Raw genomic sequence first — 19,876 nt, forward strand, 5'->3', positions numbered from 1 at the left:
CGTGATGGGGAACGCTTCCAAAAAATTTTGAGGGCCATGGATGGCCCGAAATAAGCGCACATGGATGTGCTTGTAGCGGTTTTTTGGAAGCGTTCCCCAGCGCGGCCCACACCGAAACCTAAAGGCTAGGAGGGAGGCTACCCCTCAGGCTCCAAGAACTATTCTTCAACCCGCAAAACGATCTTGCCAGTGGCCCGACGCCCCGTAAGCGCCCCAAGTGCTGCGGCATATTCCTCGAATGCGAATACCTCACTGACCTTGGGATCGATCTTGCCGTCGGCATACATCTGCAACAGCTCCATCATGTTCTGGGCACTGGTCTTCGGCTCGCGCTGGGTGAAGCTACCCCAGAACACGCCTACCACGGAACAACCCTTGAGCAGCGTCAGATTGGCAGGAATCTTGGGGATATCCCCTGCGGCAAAGCCGATCACCAGGTGGCGGCCGTTCCAGCCCATGGTGCGCAGGGCCTGTTCGGTGAAATCTCCGCCGACCGGGTCGTAGATCACATCCACACCTTTACCCTTGGTCAGTTTCTTCACCGCATCTTTCAGCGATTCCTCGGTGTAGTTCACCAGTTCATCAGCACCGGCCTCCCTGACCACCGCGAGTTTTTCAGCAGAGCTGGCCGCCGCGATCACTTTCGCGCCCATAGCCTTGCCCAGCTCCACCGCTGCCAGGCCAACACCACCGCTGGCACCGAGTACCAGCAAGGTTTCGCCGGGCTGCAGGTTGCCTCGCTGTTTCAGCGCATAATAGGAGGTGCCATACACCATCATGAAAGCCGCTGCTTTCTCATCGGACATAGAGTCCGGAATTGGCAACAGGTTGGATTCCGGAGCAACCACTTCTTCGGCAAACGCACCCCAGCCGGTCAGAGCGGCTACCCGGTCTCCGGGTTTGAAACGGCTGACTTTTTCGCCCACTTCAAGCACTTCACCGGACAGTTCGCCACCGGGGGAAAACGGCATGGGCGGCTGGAACTGGTATTTGCCCTGAATGATCAGGGTGTCCGGGAAGTTCAGGCCTGCAGCCTTGACCCGGATTTTTACGCCGCTGCCTTTTACGTCCGGGCTGGCAATGTCTTCGATGACCAGATTCTCTGCCGGGCCATAGTCTTTGCACAGAATGGCTTTCATGGTTGCTCCTGGGCTGTCTGTCTTACCCTGATGGCGTCAGGGCGGGTCTGATTTGACGTTGTAATTGACCAGGATCAAGCTAAACGCACAGAGCCCGTGAAGCAAATCAAGGCTGCTTATTCATGGCAATAAGCCCGGCTGATAAGCCGACGGATTCAGAACAGTACAGCGCCCGCTACCACGGCGACGATGATCATCACACCGGCGGCCAGACGCATCAGGGCCATATTGCAGTACTCCGGATCAATCAAACGGGAAACAAGGCAGTGATACGCGTAACTGTCGCGCAACAGATCACATTGGCCGAATCGGCCATCAACGCCTGAAGATGAATCCCGGGACGAATTCCGCTATTCTTCCAGCCTTTCACCCACGCCCCGGACCGAATTTCGTCAGATCAGAGCCGCCCCATGTTTGACATCATCTATACTCTTGAAATGATTGGCGTTGTGGCGTTTGCCATTTCCGGCATGATCGTCGCCCGGTCCAAAAACATGGATCCGGTGGGTGTTTTTGCCATCGGTTTTATTACCGCTCTGGGTGGCGGCACATTGCGGGATCTGATCATGGACAATCACCCGCTGTACTGGATCAAGCACCAGGAGCAGCCGATCATGATCCTGGCCATGGCAATCGTGTTCAGCTACTGGAGCCGGGCCCATTCCCTGAAAGAATCGAGAATCGTCTTCCCGGACGCCATCGGCCTTGGCATTTTTTCCATTCTCGGTGCGCAACTGGCTCTCGATCTGGGCCACTCCTGGTTTATCGCTTCCATGCTGGGTGTAATGACAGGCTGCTTCGGCGGCGCCCTGCGTGACACCCTGTGCAACGAAGTTCCCTTTATTTTCCGCAAGGACCAGATCTACGCCTCTATCGCCTTCGCCGGTTGCTGGCTGTACTTTGTGTGCCAGTGGTTGCTGGAGAGCGAATCCATGGCGCTGACTATTGGCCTGCTGTTTATCGTGATTGTTCGCATGCTCGCGGTGCGCTTTGATATCCGCCTGCAACGAGACCAGATGCTGAACTGAACTCTGAATCATCCCTTGGCGTGAGGCGCCTGAGCCGGTAACATTGCCGTTTTTTCACCCAATTCACGTTTTCCGCACGCAAACTGACTTTCAAACTCCCTAATCCAGGCATTCTAGAGGCAGACCCAAGTCATGCTTGAACGACTGTTCCAACTCCAGGCCCACGGCACCACTGTCCGTAAAGAAGTGGTAGCTGGCATTACCACCTTCCTGACCATGGCCTACATCATCGTGGTCAACCCCAGCATCCTGTCGTCCACCGGCATGGATTTCGGAGCCGTTTTCGTGGCCACCTGTCTGGCCGCAACCATCGGTACGCTGATTATGGGCCTCTGGGCAAACTATCCAATTGCCCTGGCCCCCGGCATGGGCCTGAACGCTTTTTTCTCGTTCACGGTCGTCGGCAGTATGGGATACAGCTGGGAAGTGGCGCTGGGCGCTGTCTTTCTCTCCGGGTTTATTTTCTTCATTCTGAGTGTGGTCAAGATCCGGGAATGGATCATCAACAGCATTCCGATGTCCCTACGCTTTGGCATTTCCGCCGGCATCGGATTCTTTCTTGCTCTGATCGCACTGAAAAACGCCGGCATCGTGGTAGATAACCCTGCGACCCTTGTGGGTCTGGGCGACATCAAAGTGGCTGAGAGCCTGCTGTTCTTCGCAGGATTCGTACTGATCTGTGCACTTTCATTCCGCAGAATCACCGGCGCCGTGATGATCGGCATCCTTGCTGTTACGGTGGCCGCCATGATGCTTGGCATGGTGGAATACAAAGGCTTTGTGTCTGCCCCACCCAGCCTTGCCCCCACCTTTATGCAACTTGATCTGGCCGGCGCACTGAATGTTGGCATGATCAGCATTATCTTTGCCTTTCTGTTCGTGGATCTTTTCGATACCTCCGGCACCCTGATCGGAGCAGCCCAGCGCGGTGGATTGCTGGATAAAGATGGCAAGCTGCCCCGTCTCGGACGCGCTCTGATGTCGGATTCCGTCGCAACCATGTCAGGCGCAGCCCTGGGCACCTCAACCACCACCAGCTATATCGAATCAACCGCTGGCATTTCCGCCGGTGGTCGCACAGGACTGACGGCGGTTGTCGTCGCCCTGCTTTTCCTCGCCTGTTTGCTGCTGTCACCGATCGCGAGCATCATCCCTGCCTATGCGACCGCACCGGCCCTGTTCTACGTCGCCGTGCTGATGGCAAGCGGCCTCAAACTGATCGATTGGGATGACATCACCGACGCCGCACCAGCGATCGTCACGGCACTGACCATGCCGCTGACCTTCTCTATTGCAAACGGCATTGCCCTGGGTTTCATCACCTACGCCGTGATCAAGGCGTTGTCTGGCCGCTGGTCCGATCTTAACGCCAGTGTCGTTACCATTGCCGTTGTATTTGTTCTGAAATTCATGTTCCTGGACGCCGCCTGAGCGGCGCCCAGAGTAATCACCGGATCCGCCCATGGACTATTTTTCCGAGAGCATCAAGAAAGCCATCCGCACTGTGCCGGACTGGCCCAAACCCGGCGTCTCCTTCCGGGACATCACCACGGTCCTTCAGGACAAAACGGCATTTCGTAAACTGATCGATGCCTTTGTCCATCGCTACCATGGCCAGCACATTGATGCGGTTGCCGCCGTCGATGCCCGGGGCTTCATTATTGGCTCGGCGCTGGCCTACGAGCTGAATGCGTCTCTGGTACTCGTGCGCAAGAAGGGCAAGCTGCCCTTCGACACCCTGGTGGAAGACTACGAACTGGAATACGGCACGGCTTCCGTCGAGCTGCACGAAGACGCTTTCAAACCCGGCGACAAGGTCATCCTGGTGGACGACCTGATTGCCACTGGCGGCACCATGCTGGCCGCAACCCGGCTGATCCGTCGGATCGGAGCTGAAATCGTTGAAGTAGCCGCCATGATTGATCTGCCGGATCTGGGTGGCTCACGCAAGCTGCAGGAAGAAGGTCTGCAGGTTTATACTGTCTGCTCATTCGAAGGAGACTGAGCGGAGGCGCCACCATGGGCGATTATCAGCATCACTGGAAAGATGGAACACCGGTTCATCTTCCCCTTGGCAAAATCGTTTGTGTGGGGCGCAACTACGCCGAACACGCACGGGAGCTGAACAACCCGGTACCGGAAGAACCGCTGCTGTTTATCAAACCCTCCACCGCAGCGGTTCATATCACCCGCCCGCTGGTCTACCCCAAAGGCCAGGGTGCGGTGCACTTTGAAACCGAACTGGCCGTACTTATCGGCCGCCCCCTGACCAATGCCTCCGCCAGCGAAGTGGAAAGAGCCATTCTCGGTTATGGCCTGGCCCTGGATCTCACCTTGCGGGACGTGCAAAGCAGCCTGAAAGAAAAGGGGCACCCCTGGGAGCGCGCAAAGGCCTTCGACGGCGCCTGCCCGCTTTCACCATTCGTTGCCGCCGACCAACTTGCCAAGGGCAACCTGAGCTTCACACTGGATATCGACGGCCAGCGCCAGCAGACCGGGGATACCGGCGACATGCTGAACCCGATCGTGCCCCTGATTGCTCATATGAGCACCCAGTTCACCCTGTTACCCGGCGATGTGGTGCTGACTGGCACGCCCAAAGGCGTTGGCCCGCTTGTCAGCGGCCAGACTCTGTCCCTGGAGCTGGAAGATGTGTTATTTGTGGAGACCACAGTGGTCTGAACGCAACACGGATACGGATATTCAGACGAGCTGCAAACTTCCCGTAGAACAGGCACTACCATGGTCAGGAAACCCGTTACTTCACGCACAGGACGCTTCTTCAAACTCGCAGGCATGACCGCCACGGTGGCGGGCCAGTACGCCGGCCAGAGAGCGCGGCGCATGTTCCGCACCGAAAATGACGAAGGCGCCCAGAGCGAAAGCTACACCCGGATGGCCGGGCACATTGCCGATACCCTGGGGGAGCTCAAGGGGGCGGTGATGAAGGTGGGGCAGATAGCCTCCCAGACCCAGGACTTCCTGCCCAAAGAATTCTCGGACGCGCTGGAAAAACTCCAGAAAGAAGCACCACCGATGCCATTCGAGGTGATTCTGGAACAAGTCGAAAGTGAGCTGGGCAAGCCGGTTGGCGAGCTGTTTGAATACCTGCAGGAAACACCCTACGCCTCTGCCTCCATCGGCCAGGTACACCGCGCCCGCCTGCACGATGGCACGGATGTGATCGTGAAAGTGCAATACCCCGGCGTGGATGAATCCTGCGACTCCGACCTCAAACAGCTACGACTGGCCCTGAAGCTCGGCGGCCTGCTGAAAATGCCCAAGGAGACGGTTGACCAGCTGTTCGGCGAAATCCGGGTGCGACTGAAGGAAGAGCTGGATTACGAGAACGAGGCGCGAAACCTCAAGCTGTTCCACGAATTCCACAATGATCAGCCGTGGGTGATCATCCCGGAGGTGGTCGACAGCCATTCAACCCGTCGGGTCCTGACCCTGGGGCTGGTGGAGGGCGACCACGTCAGCAAGGTCACACCGGAACACTACTCCCAGGAAACCCTCAACCTGATTGGCCACCGGATTTTCACGATCATGGCCGATCAGCTGTTCCGGTTCCAGTGCATTCACGGCGACCCTCATGCGGGCAATTTCGCCTACCGGCCGGATGGCACCATTATCATGTATGACTTCGGCTGCGTGAAGAAACTCAAACCGGAGATTGTCGAAGCCTACCGCAAAGCCTTGATCGCAGCGCTGGATGAGGACTACCAGGCCCTGGACCAGTACCTGATCGACCTGGGCGCTCGCGTGGACAGCCAACCGGCGGTCGATGAAGCCTATTACGCCATGTGGAGGGACATCCTGATCATCCCGTTCCTGAACGATGAGCCCTACGACTTCGCCGAGGCCGATATCCATAAACACGTGGCCGCAAAAACCAGCACGGTGTTCAAATACCTGGATTACTTCAAACCACCGGTCGAGAGTATTTTCATAGACCGGATGATTGCGGGGCATTACTGGATGCTAAAACGCTTAGGTGTCCAGGCAGCATTCAGAAGTGAACTGGAGAAATACCTCCGAGGCTAACGCCAAGTTCACAAATAACGCGAAACCCACTCCCGCACCCCTTCCGAGGCCCCTTTGCGAATCACCCGTGCCCGGGAGACGGACGCAGGTTCGCCGGGATCAATCACCGTGATGGGCACGTCAATGTCCACCTCGTAGACCAGCCCTGCCGCCGGATATACCTGCAGCGACGTACCCACAATCAGCAACTGATCTGCGGTGCGCACCACCTCTGCCGCCGCATCCAGCATCGGCACTTCTTCGCCGAACCAGACGATATGGGGCCGAAGCTGGGCACCGCGATCACAGGTATCCCCGGGATTGATGTCGTTGTAGCCGATGTCGTAAATGAGGTCCGGATAGGCGGAACTGCGGGCCTTGGTGAGTTCACCGTGCAGGTGCAGCACATTGCTCGAACCGCCGCGCTCATGCAGGTCGTCCACATTCTGGGTGACCACGGTCACCTGAAAACGGCTTTCCAGCTCCGCCAGCAAGCGGTGCGCAGGATTGGGCTGGACGGTTTGAAGTTGCCGCCTGCGCTCGTTATAGAACCTCAGCACCAGATCCCGGTTGCGCTCGAACGCCTCCGGTGTGGCCACATCGTACACACTGTGCTGCTCCCACAGCCCACCGTTGTCCCGGAAGGTGGAGAGGCCGCTTTCGGCGCTGATACCAGCGCCGGTGAGTACGACAATGTGCTCTTGCATCAGTCGAAGATCTTGCCCGGGTTCATGATGTTATTGGGGTCGAACACCTGCTTGATACCGCGCAGGTAGGCTATTTCCGCCTCGCTGCGGGTGTACTGCAGGTAGGGTTTCTTGGTCATGCCCACACCGTGTTCGGCAGAGACACTGCCCTGATAACGCTCGACAATTTCAAACACCCACTTGTTTACCTGCTGGCACTTCTCGAAGAAGTCTTCCTTCGCCATATCCTCCGGCTTGAGGATATTCAGGTGCAGGTTGCCGTCACCAATGTGGCCGAACCAGATAATCTCGAAATCGGGGTAGTGCTCGGTAACCACACTATCGATTTCCTGAAGGAAGCCCGGAACCTTGGACACCACCACCGAGATATCGTTCTTGTAGGGAATTCGTGGAGCGATGGACTCGGAGATCCGCTCACGCAGCTGCCAAAGATTCTGTGCCTGGGTTTCACTCTGGCTGATCACGCCATCCAGCACCCAGCCCTCTTCCACACACTGCTCAAACAGTGCCATGGCATCGTCCATCACCTGATCAGAGACAGCCTCGAACTCCAGCAGTGCATAGTAAGGCGCCTCGGTCTCGAACGGTGCTTGTACCTGGCCGTGGGCCAGCACATGCCCCATGGCCTGGTGGGAGAAGAACTCGTAGGCGGTCAGGTCCAGCTTTTTCTGGAAAGCCTGCAGTACATCCATGGTGTTGGTAAGGTCGTTAAGGCCAAGCACCAGCACGGTCAGGTCGTCCGGCTTGCGGGTGAGTTTCATGGTGGCTTCGGTAATGAAACCCAGGGTGCCCTCGGCACCGATGAACAGATGGCGCAGATCGTACCCGGTGTTGTTCTTGGCCAGATCCTTGTTCAGATCCAGCACATCGCCCTTACCGGTGACCACTTTCAGGCCGGCAACCCAGTCCCGGCTCATGCCCCAGCGAATCACCTTGATGCCGCCGGCATTGGTGGACAGGTTGCCACCGAGCTGGCTCGACCCGGCGGAGGCAAAATCCACCGGATAGTACAGACCGTTTTCCTCGGCGAAGGTCTGCAGTTGCTCGGTCACCACCCCGGCCTGGCAACGCATGGTGCGATCACTGGCGTTGAAATCCAGAATCTGGTTCATGTTGTCGAACGCTACCACCACCTCGCCATTGGCGGCCACGGCGCCGGCACTCAGGCCAGTACGACCACCCGAAGGTACCAGAGCCACCTGGTTCTCATTGGCAAACTTCACCAGCGCCTGCACCTGCTCGGTGGTTTTCGGCAGGACAATGGCCAGTGGCTTGGGCGGGTAGATTTTGGTCCAGTCCTTGCCGTAGTTGTCCAGATCCGCAGGATCGGTGAGAACCTTGCCGGGGTTTTCGGGGGTGGCAACCAGCTCTTTAAGGGAGGCGATGATCTGTTCGGAACTCATGGATGCGTCAGTCTCTTCGAAGTTGGGCCAGGGCCTGTTCAGAGATCACTCACAAAGAATTGATTCAGGCAAACCGGCGCGCTGTGAAAATCTGCGTTTATGGTATCATACCGCCCCTGTTCTGTGAGCCAGGCCGACGATCCCTGGCTTCAGGTCATTTCACGTGACGAAAGGTTCGGAAGCAAGCCCATGTCAAATACGTCTCTCGAAAAGAGCAAAATCCGGATCCTGCTGCTGGAAGGCGTGCATCAATCTGCCATTGATACCCTGAATGCCGCGGGTTACACCAATATCGAGTATCTGACCCATTCACTGGGTGAGGAAGAGCTGATCGAGAAGATTGCCGATGCGCACTTCGTTGGTATCCGCTCCCGCACCCAGCTGACCGAGAAAGTATTTGAAGCCGCCAGGAAGCTGGTGGCCGTGGGCTGTTTCTGTATCGGCACCAACCAGGTCGACCTGCAGGCTGCTACCCGCCGTGGCGTGGCCGTGTTCAACGCGCCTTTCTCCAACACCCGTTCCGTCGCGGAACTGGTGCTGGCCCAGGCCATCCTGCTGCTGCGTGGTGTGCCGGAAAAGAACGCCAAAGCCCACCGTGGCGAGTGGCTGAAATCGGCCAAGAACAGCTACGAGATTCGTGGAAAGAAGCTGGGCATCATCGGTTACGGCAACATCGGCACCCAGTTCAGCGTGCTGGCCGAAAGCCTGGGAATGGACGTCTATTTCTACGACGTGGTTTCCAAACTGCCGATTGGTAACGCCACGCAAGTGGGCACGCTACAGGAACTGCTGAACATTTCCGATGTGGTTTCCCTGCACGTACCGGAGACTCCGGCAACCAAATACATGTTCAAGGCCGAGCAGTTTGCCCAGATGAAGCCGGGCAGCATTCTGATGAACGCTTCCCGCGGTACCGTGGTGGATATCGACGCCCTGGCCGATGCGCTGAGTTCCGGTAAACTGCTGGGCGCAGCCATCGACGTATTCCCGGTGGAGCCCAAGTCCAACGACGAAGAGTTTGTCTCTCCACTGCGCGAGTTCGACAACTGCATCCTGACTCCGCACGTGGGTGGCTCAACCATTGAAGCCCAGGAAAACATCGGGCGCGAAGTGGCCGAGAAGCTGGCCATGTACAGCGACAACGGAACCTCCGTTTCTTCGGTGAACTTCCCGGAAGTGGCGCTGCCGTCCCACCCGAACCAGCACCGCCTGCTGCACATTCACGAGAACGTGCCGGGCGTAATGTCGGAAATCAACCAGGTGTTCTCCGAAAACGGCATCAACGTCTGTGGCCAGTACCTGCAAACCAAGGAAGATATTGGTTATGTGGTGGTCGATGTGGACAAGGCCTACGGTGAGCTGGCGCTGGAAAAGCTCCGCCAGGTAAAAGGCACTATTCGCTGCCGCGTACTGTTCTGACAGACAGCTGCCTTCAAGAACCGGAGCATCCCCCTGGGAGCTCCGGTTTTTTTATGCCATTTCGGGCCACAACGCCGCATTTCAACAAAACTTCATGCTGCCGCCCTTGAGATTCGGCCATACGTAGCCATGCTGAAAAGTACCAGTCATTCAAACCGGGCCGGAACAGGCCCAGCATGGAGGTAATTATGTCCTTGAAGGAATCTCTGCAGAAGAAACTGGAAACCCAGAGCGAGTACTGGAGCAAACAGATCGACAGCCTGCGTGCCGAAGCCGACGAAAAGATGGCCAAGGCAAAGGACGACCAAGCGGAAGCCGAAATTCAGAGAGAGTTTTCAGAGCGCATTCAGGCCGTTGAAGACCACATCGAGACTGCCCGAAGCAAACTGGGCGAACTCAAGGACTCCGGCGAAGATCAGCTGGAGGATCTGAAGAAGCGAATCGACGAATGGCTGCCTAGCAACACCAACTGATTGCTCCTGCCATAACGCAAAAAGCCCCGGCATAAACCGGGGCTTTTTTGTTGAATGCTGAGCAGGTTATTACTGCATCGGCACCAGTGTCAGCTCAACGCGACGGTTCTGCTCACGACCCGCAGCCGTATCGTTGGAGGCAATCGGGTAGCGCTCGCCATAACCGGTGGCCCGGGTACGACGGGGCTCAATGCCCTGATTCAACAGGAAGTCACGGACAGAAGACGCGCGACGCTCGCTCAACAGCTGGTTGTAGCTGTCTGAACCGGTGCTGTCAGTATGGCCTTCAATCTGGATGATGGTTTTGTCGAACTCTTTCAGAACGAGAGCCACAGACTCAAGAGTGCCGGTAAAACCGGAACGGATGGTGGACTGATCCGTATCAAAGGTGATGTTACCCGGCATGATCAGGTCGATCTGGTCACCATTACGGACGACGCGAACACCGGTACCTTCCAGCTTCTGGCGCAGCTGGGCTTCCTGGCGATCCATGTAGTAGCCGATACCGCCACCCACGGCCGCACCGCCAGCGGCACCAATCAGTGCGCCTTTGCCACGATCACTGCTGCTGGAGGTTGCTGCGCCAATAGCAGCACCACCGATCGCGCCAATAATACTGCCCTTGGTGGCGTTCGAAGTTTTCTCTTCCCCGGTATACGGGTCATAGGTCATACAGCCACTCAGGCCAACAGTTGCTACCGCAAAGGCAAGAATTGTCTTTTTCACTGTCTTCTCCCGCTTCTGTAATCGTTGGTCCGGAGCTTTTGGCACTACAGCCACTGCTTACTCCGAGAATGTATCGATAATGGTATTGAATACCGTCGCCTGCAAATCCTGCGCTTCGTTCACAAGATGATGACGACCGTCCGGTATTCTTCGTTCCTTCACTGAGGAAAATTTATTCCGGATAATCCTCAGATTGTGCTGCCAGTCTACCGTCAGATCCTTCTCACCCTGCACCACGGTGACCGGAAAATCCACCGGCCTCGCCGACTCAATGTGCGGCACCCATTGTCGCAATGCAGTCACCCAATCGACATGAACCGCTCTTGCCTGCAACGGGTCGTGTTCCCGCAGGAACCGAAGAAAGCGGGTATCGCCACTGTTCGGGCCGAATACCCGTTTCCAGCGAGTCAGGAACGGTTTGACCAGACTGTGGAGAATCTTTGCCCCCAGCCAGCCCATAGGCCTTACCAGTGGCGCCAGCAACACCACTTTGCGGAACGCCGAGGACTCCCGGTTGTGGTGGTTCGACAGCAGGTAGTCAATCAATATTGCGCCACCCGTACTCTGCCCCACTGCGTACCAGGGCCCCCGAATCTTGTCCCTGACCTTCGCCATTACTTCCGACAGTACGGCCTGGTACTCCAGGAAACTGCCAATGGCGGCCGGCGTGCCACTCGACAATCCGTGCCCGGGCTGATCGTAGGCCAGAACATCGAAGCCTGCACCAAGACAGCGGTCAATCAATTGGGTATACAGACCCACATGATCAAAATAACCATGCAGAATGAACACCGTGCCTTTCGGGCTGGCGCTCTCCGGCAGCCGGAAGTAATGCACCATCACTTCATGCCGCTCGGCACAGATGTACCCCTGATGGTAGACCACATCCGGATGCTCAACCCAAAGATCAAGGCCATAGAACCGGCAATACGCCTCCATCTCGGAACTCAGTTCCCGGCTGGCGGACGGATCAAACGGTTCCAGACGGTCCAGCAGGGAATGTCTGTCCCAATTCGGTATTTCTATGGTATCTGTTTTCCAGTACACGTAGAGTTAAACGCCTGTCATGAATCCATAAATGCCAGTCATCCTAACGCATTCACAAGGGAGAACACAGATGTTCCAGCCGCTTCTTGAGGCCGGGTTGAGAGGGACCATGCACCGTTTTGTGAAGCCCGTCCTGTCCCGGGCGTTTCCGTTATCGGTGCAGCGCCGATACACCCGGGAAGCTTATCGAACATCCTACCCGCCTAAAGACGTCAGTTTCGCGTGGGAAGACCTGGGCGATGTACCGGTGCTGCGCGCCTCCCCGGAAGACCGTTCTGGCGGCACCGTACTGTATTTTCACGGCGGAGGCTATGTTATGGGCTCTGCCGATACCCACCGGGGCATTGCCGGCCATCTGGCCAAATTCTCTGGCTGCGACGTACTGGTACCGGATTACCGGCTGGCGCCGGAGCATCCGTTTCCAGCCGCGCCGGACGATGCCGAAGCCGTATATCTGGCCTTGATCAACCAGGGGGTATGCCCCGGCTCCATTGCCCTGGCCGGAGATTCCGCCGGCGGCGGTCTGTCGGTGGTACTGGCCATGCGATTGCGCGACCACGGTCATCCACTACCCTCATCCGTCACCTGCTTCTCGCCCTGGACAGATCTGTCAGAAAAGGATCTTTACACTCCGGAATGTGAACCGGTCCTGCACGCTGCCTGGACCTTCAAAGCCGCGAAAATGTATGCCAACGGCGTGCCTTTGACGCACCCGCTGGTGTCGCCTGTCTACGGTGACCTGAGTGGCCTGCCTCCCCTGCTGATTCAGGTCGGAAGCCAGGAAGTTCTGCTCAACGACGCCCGTCGATTGGCGGAGGCGGCCAAACAGGAACACGTGGAAACCACGCTGGAGATCTACAACAATCTCTGGCATGTATTCCAGGTGCACGCCGCGCAGCTTGACCGGGCCAGAGACGCTCTGGCCGTTGCCGGGCGTCACATCAGGCATCATCTTCAAGCCTGACGACACCCCGGATCAAAGCTTCCTTTCGAACCTTGGGCCAGCGCTTGACCTGCCATTCCAGGCGGGAGGCGCGGCTCCTGTCGCCGGCAGGCACATGGAACTCCAGGGTTAACGGCCCTTTACCTCTCAGGCTCCGGGCACCTTTGGGTGCCCCCGCCTGATGCTCGGCAAACCGCCGCTCCACATCTGTGGCAATTCCGGTGTAGAGGCTACCCGATGCGGTGCGAACAAGGTACAGATACCAGTTTTCAGCCATGGTTCAACGCCTGCTCCCGGTCACGGACTTTCTTCTGCTGCAGCCATAATCCCGCAATGATCAGCACCAGCCCGACGTAGGTCGAGGTGAGAATAACTTCGCCCAGAATGAAGTAGATAAACACGAGGGACAGAAACGGCGAGATAAAAATCAGATTGCTCACTTTCGAGGTGTTTTCTGCTTTTTTCATGGCCTGGGACCACAGCACAAAGGCTATGCCCATTTCAAAAACGCCGACGTAAACCGCAGCGGCCATCGAACTCCCGACCGGCATGACCAACCCCGCCGTCTGCCAGCACACCAGCACAATGACCGGCAGTCCAAATAGAAAATTCAGAAACAGGCCAACCACCGGGTCCCGGGTATCCCGGGTGGCAATAATCCAGTAAGACGCCCAAACCAGCGTGCTGCCCAACGCCAGCGAGACACCGAGCGGGTCCGAGAATGAGAGCGAGGTTACCGCACCGCGGGTGGCGATCACTACCACTCCGGCGTAACACACCAACCCCGCCAGAATATCGATCCTGCGCAGTTTCTGCCCCAGAAACGGCACCGACAGATAGGCCAGCACCAGTGCCCAGGTGTAGTTCAGAGGCTGGGCCTCCTGGGCGGGCAGACGGTCGAACGCGCCAAACAGCAGAAAGTAATACAGACAGGGATTGATCAGCCCCATCAGCATGGACTGCAGGTATTGGCCCCGCCGCAAACGGAACACCAGTCCCCAGCGCCCCTGTAGCATGAGGATAACCGCCATCACGACGATGGATGCGGTACAGGCCACCAGCAGCATCTGAACCGGCGCAAGATCCGCCAGTGACAATTTGAAGGCGGTGGCAACGGTCGACCACAGCAGCACCGTGGCAAGGCCGTACATCATGGCCTGTTTCTGATCAGTCATGCCCATGCTCCAAATCCGACTCCAGCCAGCGATACAGTGTTCTGCGATTAATGCCGAGTATCTGGGCCGCCCGGCGTTTATTACCATCAACGGCAGCCATGACCCGGCGCACGTAATCCTGCTGGAGCATCTCCAAGGTGGGCCATTCGGAAAGTTTCCCGGGCGAAGCGGCAACGGCAGCCTGAACAATCCCGCCCTGGCGCTTCCGGATGCGTTCGGGCAAATGCTCGGGCTGTATGGTATCGCTTTCACAAAAAGTGACCGCCCGCTCAATCGCACTGGACAGCTCACGCACATTGCCCGGGAACGGATAATCGCGGAGTATCCTTAACGTGACGTCACTGAACTTCAGGAACCCCCGGCTGTGACGACGTGCTGCCTCACCCAGAAAATGCATGGCCAGCAATTCAACATCCTCATCCCGCTCCCTCAGGGGAGGCACCGTTAACGACAGGGTTTCGAGACGATAATACAGGTCTTCGCGGAAATGGCCCTGCTCAACAGCCCGAAGCAAATCCACATGCGTTGCCGCCAGAATGCGAACATCCACCATTTCCTCATGGTCAGCCCCCACTGGTTTGATGCAGCCCTCCTGCAACACCCGAAGCAGTTTGGCTTGCAGCGCCAATGGCATTTCACCAATCTCGTCCAGCAGCAAGGTGCCACCGTTCGCCTCTGCAAACAGCCCCCTACGGGCCTGCCGTGCACCGGTAAAAGCACCAGCCTCGTGACCGAAGAATTCACTTTCCATCAAGTCTGGCGGTATACCGGCACAATTCACCGCAAGGAACGGCCGTGCTGAGCGCTCACTTTGCTGGTGGATTGCCCTCGCAACCAGCTCTTTCCCGGTTCCACTTTCGCCATTAATCAGAACCGCGGCCTGACTGCGGGCAACCTGGCGAATGTCTGACCTGAGGCGATCCATCATCGCACTGCCGCCGATCAAGCCCATGTTTTCATCGCCGCCGCGCCCGGACTGATACTCCGCCAACTGCCGGTTCAGATCCGCCTGGGCCAGCAACCGTTTGATCTTTAACCGGAGATGATCCGTTGAGAGCGGCTTGGTCAGAAAATCATCAGCGCCGGCCTTCAAAGCATCGACCGCCTGGTCCACCGTCCCAAACGCGGTAATCACGATAAAGGGAATACCGGGATGCTCGGCCTGCTGAAGCGACAGAATCTCCAGACCGTCACCATCGGGCAAGCGCAGATCCGATACGATCAGGCCCGGGCGTTCGTCTGCCAGAGCAGTCCGCGCCTCGGCCACCATACTGACCCTGCGTACGCGGTATCCATCCACTTCCAACTCCTCCATCAGCAGTTGGCCAAGGCTGGCGTCATCTTCGACCAGCAGGATCGTGACAGGCCGGCTGCTCATTGCCCCACCTCTTTCGGAAAATACAGCGCCATACCACAACCACCCAACTCGCTATCAATCACCTCAACGGCCCCCCCGTGTTCTTTCATGACACTCTGAACCACTGCCAGCCCTAACCCCGTGCCTTCGCCGGCCGGGCGGGTGCTGAAGAACGGCTCGAAAACCCTGGCGTGATGCTCCGCCGGTATACCAGGGCCATCGTCCTCGACCCGGAACACCCAAAACTCCCCGGTCTCGCCGACAGAGAGCGCGACTTGTTCCCGGCCAGCCTGACACGCATTTCTCACCACATTCAGACACGCCAGGCCAACCCGGAGCGGCTCCGCCCGTGTCGGCATCGGCCTGTCAAAAGCGTCGGCTTGCAGCGAAACCGCCTGGCAGCGCCTGTCTTCACGGGCGCGGGTAACGACGTCCTCGAGAATGTCTGCCAGGTTTACGGGTCGCCGGGACTCGGGCACATGCCGGAAACAGTCCAGCAGTTGCTGGATAATCATGGTCATCCGGTCCACCTGATGTTCGATATCATCCAGATGCCGTTGCTGCTCCTGCTCCAGCCCGGCCCTGGCCAGAATGCGGGCCCGGCCCTGAATAACGTTCAGAGGCGCCCCCAGTTCGTGAGCTACCCCGCCTGCGACCCGGCCAATCATCGCCACTTTCTCCTGGTATTCCAGCTGTTCTGCCAGCGCCCGTTCCCGGGCAATCCTGTCTTCGATTTCGGCCTCGGCCTCGGCCATTCGTTCGCCCAGAGCACGAATGCCCTGCTGAATCTGACGCAGCTCCTGTGGCCCTGCCCCCGGTGTCTCCAACCGCCAGGCGCCCGGTTGCAGAGAGGCCATGCTCTCCAGCAAACGGTTCACATGTCGCCCCACGGTCCGGTAATGCCCCAGAACGACAACGAGGATGATGGTGGCCGCAATCATCGACCAGATCACCACTGCCCACCAACGGCTGGTGGCTACCAGATCATGGAAATCACTGCGTTGCCGCGTTACCTGCAACAAACCCTGAATCCGCCCGTCTTCCGCAACCAGCGGCGTGAACTGGGAAAACACCGACTCGCCATCCACCCAACGAAACGCGCCCCCGAGCTCACCACTGGCGATTGCCTTTTCGGCGCTGGCGCTATTGGTGACATCGGAGTCAGCAACACCGAGACTGGCCACCCGGTCACCCTCTGCGTCAAACACCGAGGCCCCGGAAATGCGCCCGATCTGGAAGATGGATTTCAGGGATTCGCCCAGGACCAGTTCATCGCTTTCGGCCAGCGCCTTACTCACCGGCCCGCTGACCGCTCGCGCCACCAGTTCCAGGTCTTCACGAAGGCGATCGTTCAGAGCGCGCTCTACCGCCCCCATGCCAATGTAGATAGCAATGCCACTGAACAGCAGCAGCGGCACTACAATACTGAGCACCAACGTTAATTGCAGCGACCGGAACAGTGCTCCCACCCGTTTTCCCATCAACGCCATAAACACCACTCTGCAGAAATGTCACAGCCTTTCTGCCACATGTGGCATTTTGCCACAAGACAGATTACTGAGCTTTAACCATAGAGCATCCATAAACTACTGTTTTTATTGCCTTTATAGAGAAATTAAAACCTGGCACGGGAATCGCTATTGTCACATCGACATTCACAAGTTTGTGGCTGGACGACCGAGCCGGCCTCATTAAAACCAGGAGTAAAGCTATGAACAAACTGCTTGTATCCATCACCGCATCTCTGGCACTGCTGGCAACCGCACCGGTGATAGCACAACAGAACCCGGCCCCGGCCGAACAGGGCTCCGGTTACAGCAACCCCGCCGCCGCAGGCAGCCAAAGCACCAATTACAGCGATGCTGAGCTGAAACAATTCATTGAGGCACAATCCGGTGTTATGGAAGTGCGAGAGGAATACATCGAGAAGATCGAATCAGCCGAGTCTCAGCAGAAGGCCCAGGAACTGCAGATGGAAGCCAATGATGAAATGGTCTCGGTGATCGAAGACGTGGGTATCGATATCCCCACCTATAACGCCATTGCCACCGCTTACAGCAGTGAGCCGAAGGTACGCAACCGCGTTGACGCTCTGATGTAAATTTCCTGCATCCGGTTCGTCGTCTGGCCCCGCTTCGGCGGGGCTTTTTTGTGGCTGTTCGTCTGGCGTTTACACATCGGCCTTTTCTCCTCGGTCTGTTGTGTTACCTTTTCCCTCTAGACTCAAATGCGCCGGATTCTGGAGCCCTGAATACAATGACCAAACGCCACCCGCTTCTCAGCTTCAGCCTCGTTGCCACTGCGGCAGTGATGCTGCTGACCGGCTGCTCCGACAATGGCTCCTCGTCAGCCGCGCAGAGTTCGGCGGACGGCAAACCAGAGTATCCGGTCACCTGGCGCTTTGCCCTGGAAGAGATTGAAGGCAGTGTTCAGCATCTTTACGCACAGCAGTTCAGGGAACAGGTCGAAGCGCTGTCTGGTGGAAGGATTGAGGTCGATGTCTTTCCTTATGGCTCTTTGGGCACCTCGGCCCAACTGACAGAACTGACTCGCAACGGCTCAGTCAACCTGGCCTTTGCCTCGCCCGGCCACCTGGCCGATACCGTTCCGGAAACCGGCCTTTTTAATCTTCACTTCCTGCTTCCGGAAGAACAGGAACCGGCCCGTCGCCTTCTGGAGGCGCCCGCGTTTATTTCCGCATTTGAACCGGCCTACCACAACGCTGGCCTGCAACTGCTGGGGTTCGTGCCGGAAGGCTGGATGACCTGGACGGCCAACAACCCCCTGAGAACCCCCGCCGATTTCCAGGGGTTAAGATTTCGCACCATGACCTCGGAAACCGCAGCAGAGGCTTTCCGAAGCTATGGTGCTGACCCCGTACAGACGCCTTTCGCCCAGGTATACAGCGATCTCCAGCTCGGCAACATCGACGGCCAGAGCAACCCGGTGTTTGCTATTGAGGAAATGGGGTTCCATGAAGTCCAGAACGTCATGACCATGGCCAGGGCCTCACGGTTTATCGCATCTGTTGTGGCCAATGAGGACTGGTTCGCAGGACTCCCCTCGCAGGAACGGAAATGGCTGGAGGAAACCATTGCACAGCTATCCGAGGAAGCCTGGACTCTCCAGGAGGACCTGAACAAGGAGCGGCTGGAGACCATACTGGAACAGGGCGGTATCCGGGTCGTACGGCTGACGGAAGCTGAAAGGGCGGCCTTCCGCGATGCGAGCCTGCCCGCCCGGCAACGCTTTATCGAACTGACCGGAGAGAAAGGCCAGGCGCTGATTCAGCGGGCAACGTCGATTGCGGGTGACTGATCAGCCCTGCCCGGATCAGGCTTTCTGAGCCTGCAGATAAGGGTAGGAGACCATCGGGACACCCTCGTCACCACAGATCTCCGCGGCCCTTGCGGTCAGGTCTGAAATGAAACGCGCCTGCTCTCTGGGCTCCAGCGGGTAGGCTTTCAACCGATAGCACATACCGGCTTCCCGTGCGGCAACCGTGACCAGCACCGGCTGGTAGGTTTTGGTGAGCGGGCAGGCAAAGATCGCATCCCGGAACAGGCCCAGCATCCGGCCGACATCGTGGTTCGGGTCCAGAAAAACCTCGGCCACGCACATCAGGTTATCCGTGCCGTCATTGCCATTGGCCAGCAGTGTATTCCACAGCAGGCTGTGGGGAATCACAATCACGGTATCATCCAGCGTCACGATTTCTGCGGCCCGGGTACCGATACTCCGCACCTCACCATAGCGACCGTTCACTTCGATCCAGTCACCCGGTCGGTAAGGCATTTCATAGAGCGTAACGATACCTGCAATGAGGCTGTTGGCGTAGTCCTTGAACGCAAAACCCAAGGCAAGACCCAGGGCACCGAAGATGGCAATCATGTTCTCGAATGAGGGTTCCACCAGAATGGGCACCACCACAATGATCGTCAGAACAATGACCAGAAGCCGGAAAAGAGGAACGGATGCGAGAAGGTACAGCCTCGGTTTTCCCGATAGTTTCGCAGCCAGTACCGGAACTGCTTTCTGAACCATCAGGATCAGCAACGAAGCCGCAACGATGACCGCCAGGGCTTCCAGCAAAGCCTCGGAGGTAATTGAAGACAGTGCGTCCTTGATACCGAAATCGCCCATAACCGTTTCTCCTAGAAGCTGTCCACCGGATACCCTTTGGATTGCAGATACCGCCGCACAGCCGGATACGCCAATGCCTGCACCCGAAAGATGCCTTCCTGCTCATCCCCGGTCACTACATCGGCTCGTTCCAGCCGGGACAGCGCTATCCGCAATTCCTCGCCAGGCAACCCCGACGTCAGCTCCAGCTGCCCCAGGCTCAGGCCGCCATGCATCAACAACGCATGCAGCAGGTAGCCGGACCGCCGGGCTGAACTCTGGGGCACGGCAGGCAAACTCAGCTGATCCAG

The 19,876-nt window shown here is 57.7% G+C and carries 21 protein-coding genes and 1 pseudogene; 10 read left to right on the forward strand and 12 right to left on the reverse strand.

Translation table 11 applies throughout. The annotated features are described in order from the left end of the window. Window positions 1-158 precede the first annotated feature (158 nt). Window positions 159-1,139 carry an NADPH:quinone oxidoreductase family protein gene (locus B3Y70_RS13565; RefSeq protein WP_288589948.1) on the reverse strand — a complete coding sequence of 327 codons (981 nt, stop codon included), beginning with the start codon at window positions 1,137-1,139 and terminating at the stop codon, window positions 159-161. A gap of 155 nt (window positions 1,140-1,294) precedes the next feature. Continuing rightward, window positions 1,295-1,429: a hypothetical protein gene (locus B3Y70_RS13570; protein ID WP_273030417.1), complete on the reverse strand. Its 135-nt coding sequence runs from the start codon at window positions 1,427-1,429 to the stop codon at window positions 1,295-1,297. A gap of 120 nt (window positions 1,430-1,549) precedes the next feature. On the opposite strand from B3Y70_RS13570, the gene B3Y70_RS13575 reads away from it, so the two are divergent. From B3Y70_RS13575 to B3Y70_RS13595, 5 genes are all read left to right on the forward strand, one after another. Continuing rightward, on the forward strand, window positions 1,550-2,167 hold the full coding sequence (locus B3Y70_RS13575) for a trimeric intracellular cation channel family protein (protein WP_011786256.1): 618 nt from the start codon (window positions 1,550-1,552) through the stop codon (window positions 2,165-2,167). Window positions 2,168-2,299: 132 nt separating this feature from the next. Beyond that, the gene (locus tag B3Y70_RS13580) at window positions 2,300-3,598 is read left to right on the forward strand and encodes an NCS2 family permease (RefSeq protein ID WP_011786257.1); all 1,299 of its coding nucleotides are present in this window, start codon (window positions 2,300-2,302) and stop codon (window positions 3,596-3,598) included. A gap of 31 nt (window positions 3,599-3,629) precedes the next feature. Continuing rightward, window positions 3,630-4,172, forward strand: a complete 543-nt coding sequence (locus B3Y70_RS13585; RefSeq protein WP_011786258.1) for an adenine phosphoribosyltransferase — start codon at window positions 3,630-3,632, stop codon at window positions 4,170-4,172. Between the two features lie 14 nt (window positions 4,173-4,186). Next, a complete protein-coding gene (locus tag B3Y70_RS13590; protein WP_273030419.1) occupies window positions 4,187-4,849 on the forward strand; it encodes a fumarylacetoacetate hydrolase family protein in 663 nt (220 codons plus the stop codon). Between the two features lie 60 nt (window positions 4,850-4,909). Further along, entirely contained in the window at window positions 4,910-6,214 is a 1,305-nt protein-coding gene (locus tag B3Y70_RS13595; RefSeq protein ID WP_199452366.1) for an ABC1 kinase family protein, read from the forward strand. 8 nt (window positions 6,215-6,222) lie between these two features. Here the strand turns inward: B3Y70_RS13595 and B3Y70_RS13600 are convergent, their stop codons facing one another. Both B3Y70_RS13600 and B3Y70_RS13605 read right to left on the reverse strand, forming a co-directional pair. Then, the gene (locus tag B3Y70_RS13600; RefSeq protein ID WP_011786261.1) at window positions 6,223-6,900 is read right to left on the reverse strand and encodes an SIR2 family NAD-dependent protein deacylase; all 678 of its coding nucleotides are present in this window, start codon (window positions 6,898-6,900) and stop codon (window positions 6,223-6,225) included. Next, the gene (locus B3Y70_RS13605) at window positions 6,900-8,303 is read right to left on the reverse strand and encodes an FAD-binding oxidoreductase (protein WP_273030421.1); all 1,404 of its coding nucleotides are present in this window, start codon (window positions 8,301-8,303) and stop codon (window positions 6,900-6,902) included. The genes B3Y70_RS13600 and B3Y70_RS13605 overlap by 1 nt, the downstream gene beginning before the upstream one ends. 189 nt (window positions 8,304-8,492) lie before the next feature. Here B3Y70_RS13605 and serA point away from each other — a divergent pair, with 189 nt between their 5' ends. Further along, entirely contained in the window at window positions 8,493-9,722 is a 1,230-nt protein-coding gene (gene serA, locus B3Y70_RS13610) for a phosphoglycerate dehydrogenase (protein ID WP_011786263.1), read from the forward strand. A 188-nt stretch (window positions 9,723-9,910) separates the two neighbouring features. Continuing rightward, on the forward strand, window positions 9,911-10,195 hold the full coding sequence (locus B3Y70_RS13615) for a hypothetical protein (protein WP_273030424.1): 285 nt from the start codon (window positions 9,911-9,913) through the stop codon (window positions 10,193-10,195). Between the two features lie 69 nt (window positions 10,196-10,264). Here B3Y70_RS13615 and B3Y70_RS13620 read toward each other — a convergent pair whose 3' ends face one another. Together B3Y70_RS13620 and B3Y70_RS13625 are read right to left on the reverse strand one after the other, a co-directional pair. Continuing rightward, a complete protein-coding gene (locus B3Y70_RS13620) occupies window positions 10,265-10,921 on the reverse strand; it encodes an OmpA family protein (RefSeq protein ID WP_014422186.1) in 657 nt (218 codons plus the stop codon). A gap of 57 nt (window positions 10,922-10,978) precedes the next feature. Then, on the reverse strand, window positions 10,979-11,968 hold the full coding sequence (locus tag B3Y70_RS13625) for an alpha/beta hydrolase (RefSeq protein WP_011786266.1): 990 nt from the start codon (window positions 11,966-11,968) through the stop codon (window positions 10,979-10,981). Between the two features lie 70 nt (window positions 11,969-12,038). Between B3Y70_RS13625 and B3Y70_RS13630 the strand changes: the two genes are divergently transcribed. Beyond that, the gene (locus B3Y70_RS13630; RefSeq protein ID WP_199452367.1) at window positions 12,039-12,932 is read left to right on the forward strand and encodes an alpha/beta hydrolase; all 894 of its coding nucleotides are present in this window, start codon (window positions 12,039-12,041) and stop codon (window positions 12,930-12,932) included. On the opposite strand, the gene B3Y70_RS13635 is transcribed toward B3Y70_RS13630, so the two are convergent. Genes B3Y70_RS13635 through B3Y70_RS13650 form a run of 4 tightly spaced genes read right to left on the reverse strand, consistent with a single transcriptional unit; the run spans window position 12,910 to window position 16,933 of the window. Beyond that, window positions 12,910-13,188, reverse strand: a complete 279-nt coding sequence (locus B3Y70_RS13635) for a GIY-YIG nuclease family protein (RefSeq protein WP_014422188.1) — start codon at window positions 13,186-13,188, stop codon at window positions 12,910-12,912. The two genes, B3Y70_RS13630 and B3Y70_RS13635, sit on opposite strands and share 23 nt — an antisense overlap. Further along, entirely contained in the window at window positions 13,181-14,086 is a 906-nt protein-coding gene (locus B3Y70_RS13640) for a DMT family transporter (protein WP_273030426.1), read from the reverse strand. Before B3Y70_RS13640 ends, B3Y70_RS13635 begins: the two co-directional genes overlap by 8 nt. Further along, complete coding sequence (locus tag B3Y70_RS13645) at window positions 14,079-15,464, reverse strand: sigma-54-dependent transcriptional regulator (protein WP_014422190.1); 1,386 nt, start codon at window positions 15,462-15,464, stop codon at window positions 14,079-14,081. The genes B3Y70_RS13640 and B3Y70_RS13645 overlap by 8 nt, the downstream gene beginning before the upstream one ends. After that, window positions 15,461-16,933: an ATP-binding protein gene (locus B3Y70_RS13650; RefSeq protein WP_199452369.1), complete on the reverse strand. Its 1,473-nt coding sequence runs from the start codon at window positions 16,931-16,933 to the stop codon at window positions 15,461-15,463. The genes B3Y70_RS13645 and B3Y70_RS13650 overlap by 4 nt, the downstream gene beginning before the upstream one ends. Window positions 16,934-17,154: 221 nt before the next feature. On the opposite strand from B3Y70_RS13650, the gene B3Y70_RS13655 reads away from it, so the two are divergent. Both B3Y70_RS13655 and dctP read left to right on the forward strand, forming a co-directional pair. Then, window positions 17,155-17,544, forward strand: a complete 390-nt coding sequence (locus B3Y70_RS13655) for a DUF4168 domain-containing protein (protein WP_014422193.1) — start codon at window positions 17,155-17,157, stop codon at window positions 17,542-17,544. 155 nt (window positions 17,545-17,699) lie between these two features. Further along, window positions 17,700-18,761 (forward strand): TRAP transporter substrate-binding protein DctP, encoded by a 1,062-nt coding sequence (gene dctP / locus B3Y70_RS13660; RefSeq protein ID WP_183576543.1) that lies wholly within the window; start codon window positions 17,700-17,702, stop codon window positions 18,759-18,761. Between the two features lie 15 nt (window positions 18,762-18,776). On the opposite strand, the gene B3Y70_RS13665 is transcribed toward dctP, so the two are convergent. Together B3Y70_RS13665 and B3Y70_RS13670 are read right to left on the reverse strand one after the other, a co-directional pair. Further along, window positions 18,777-19,586 (reverse strand): mechanosensitive ion channel family protein, encoded by an 810-nt coding sequence (locus B3Y70_RS13665; protein ID WP_011786274.1) that lies wholly within the window; start codon window positions 19,584-19,586, stop codon window positions 18,777-18,779. Window positions 19,587-19,597: 11 nt separating this feature from the next. Continuing rightward, window positions 19,598-19,876, reverse strand: a pseudogene (locus B3Y70_RS13670) (hypothetical protein); the annotation flags it as partial.

This window comes from Marinobacter sp. UBA5687 (assembly GCF_002420325.1).
In the GTDB taxonomy this organism is placed as follows: Bacteria; Pseudomonadota; Gammaproteobacteria; order Pseudomonadales; family Oleiphilaceae; genus Marinobacter; species Marinobacter nauticus.

Excerpts from the sequence above, each read along its gene's own strand:
- B3Y70_RS13635 (WP_014422188.1), bottom strand. The coding sequence starts at position 13,188 with ATGGCTGAAAACTGGTATCTGTACCTTGTTCGCACCGCATCGGGTAGC.
- B3Y70_RS13595 (WP_199452366.1), top strand. The coding sequence starts at position 4,910 with ATGGTCAGGAAACCCGTTACTTCACGCACAGGACGCTTCTTCAAACTC.
- B3Y70_RS13650 (WP_199452369.1), bottom strand. The coding sequence starts at position 16,933 with ATGGCGTTGATGGGAAAACGGGTGGGAGCACTGTTCCGGTCGCTGCAA.
- B3Y70_RS13640 (WP_273030426.1), bottom strand. The coding sequence starts at position 14,086 with ATGACTGATCAGAAACAGGCCATGATGTACGGCCTTGCCACGGTGCTG.
- B3Y70_RS13630 (WP_199452367.1), top strand. The coding sequence starts at position 12,039 with ATGTTCCAGCCGCTTCTTGAGGCCGGGTTGAGAGGGACCATGCACCGT.
- B3Y70_RS13575 (WP_011786256.1), top strand. The coding sequence starts at position 1,550 with ATGTTTGACATCATCTATACTCTTGAAATGATTGGCGTTGTGGCGTTT.
- dctP (WP_183576543.1), top strand. The coding sequence starts at position 17,700 with ATGACCAAACGCCACCCGCTTCTCAGCTTCAGCCTCGTTGCCACTGCG.
- B3Y70_RS13655 (WP_014422193.1), top strand. The coding sequence starts at position 17,155 with ATGAACAAACTGCTTGTATCCATCACCGCATCTCTGGCACTGCTGGCA.
- B3Y70_RS13665 (WP_011786274.1), bottom strand. The coding sequence starts at position 19,586 with ATGGGCGATTTCGGTATCAAGGACGCACTGTCTTCAATTACCTCCGAG.
- B3Y70_RS13565 (WP_288589948.1), bottom strand. The coding sequence starts at position 1,139 with ATGAAAGCCATTCTGTGCAAAGACTATGGCCCGGCAGAGAATCTGGTC.
- B3Y70_RS13585 (WP_011786258.1), top strand. The coding sequence starts at position 3,630 with ATGGACTATTTTTCCGAGAGCATCAAGAAAGCCATCCGCACTGTGCCG.
- B3Y70_RS13590 (WP_273030419.1), top strand. The coding sequence starts at position 4,187 with ATGGGCGATTATCAGCATCACTGGAAAGATGGAACACCGGTTCATCTT.
- serA (WP_011786263.1), top strand. The coding sequence starts at position 8,493 with ATGTCAAATACGTCTCTCGAAAAGAGCAAAATCCGGATCCTGCTGCTG.
- B3Y70_RS13580 (WP_011786257.1), top strand. The coding sequence starts at position 2,300 with ATGCTTGAACGACTGTTCCAACTCCAGGCCCACGGCACCACTGTCCGT.
- B3Y70_RS13600 (WP_011786261.1), bottom strand. The coding sequence starts at position 6,900 with ATGCAAGAGCACATTGTCGTACTCACCGGCGCTGGTATCAGCGCCGAA.
- B3Y70_RS13615 (WP_273030424.1), top strand. The coding sequence starts at position 9,911 with ATGTCCTTGAAGGAATCTCTGCAGAAGAAACTGGAAACCCAGAGCGAG.
- B3Y70_RS13645 (WP_014422190.1), bottom strand. The coding sequence starts at position 15,464 with ATGAGCAGCCGGCCTGTCACGATCCTGCTGGTCGAAGATGACGCCAGC.
- B3Y70_RS13605 (WP_273030421.1), bottom strand. The coding sequence starts at position 8,303 with ATGAGTTCCGAACAGATCATCGCCTCCCTTAAAGAGCTGGTTGCCACC.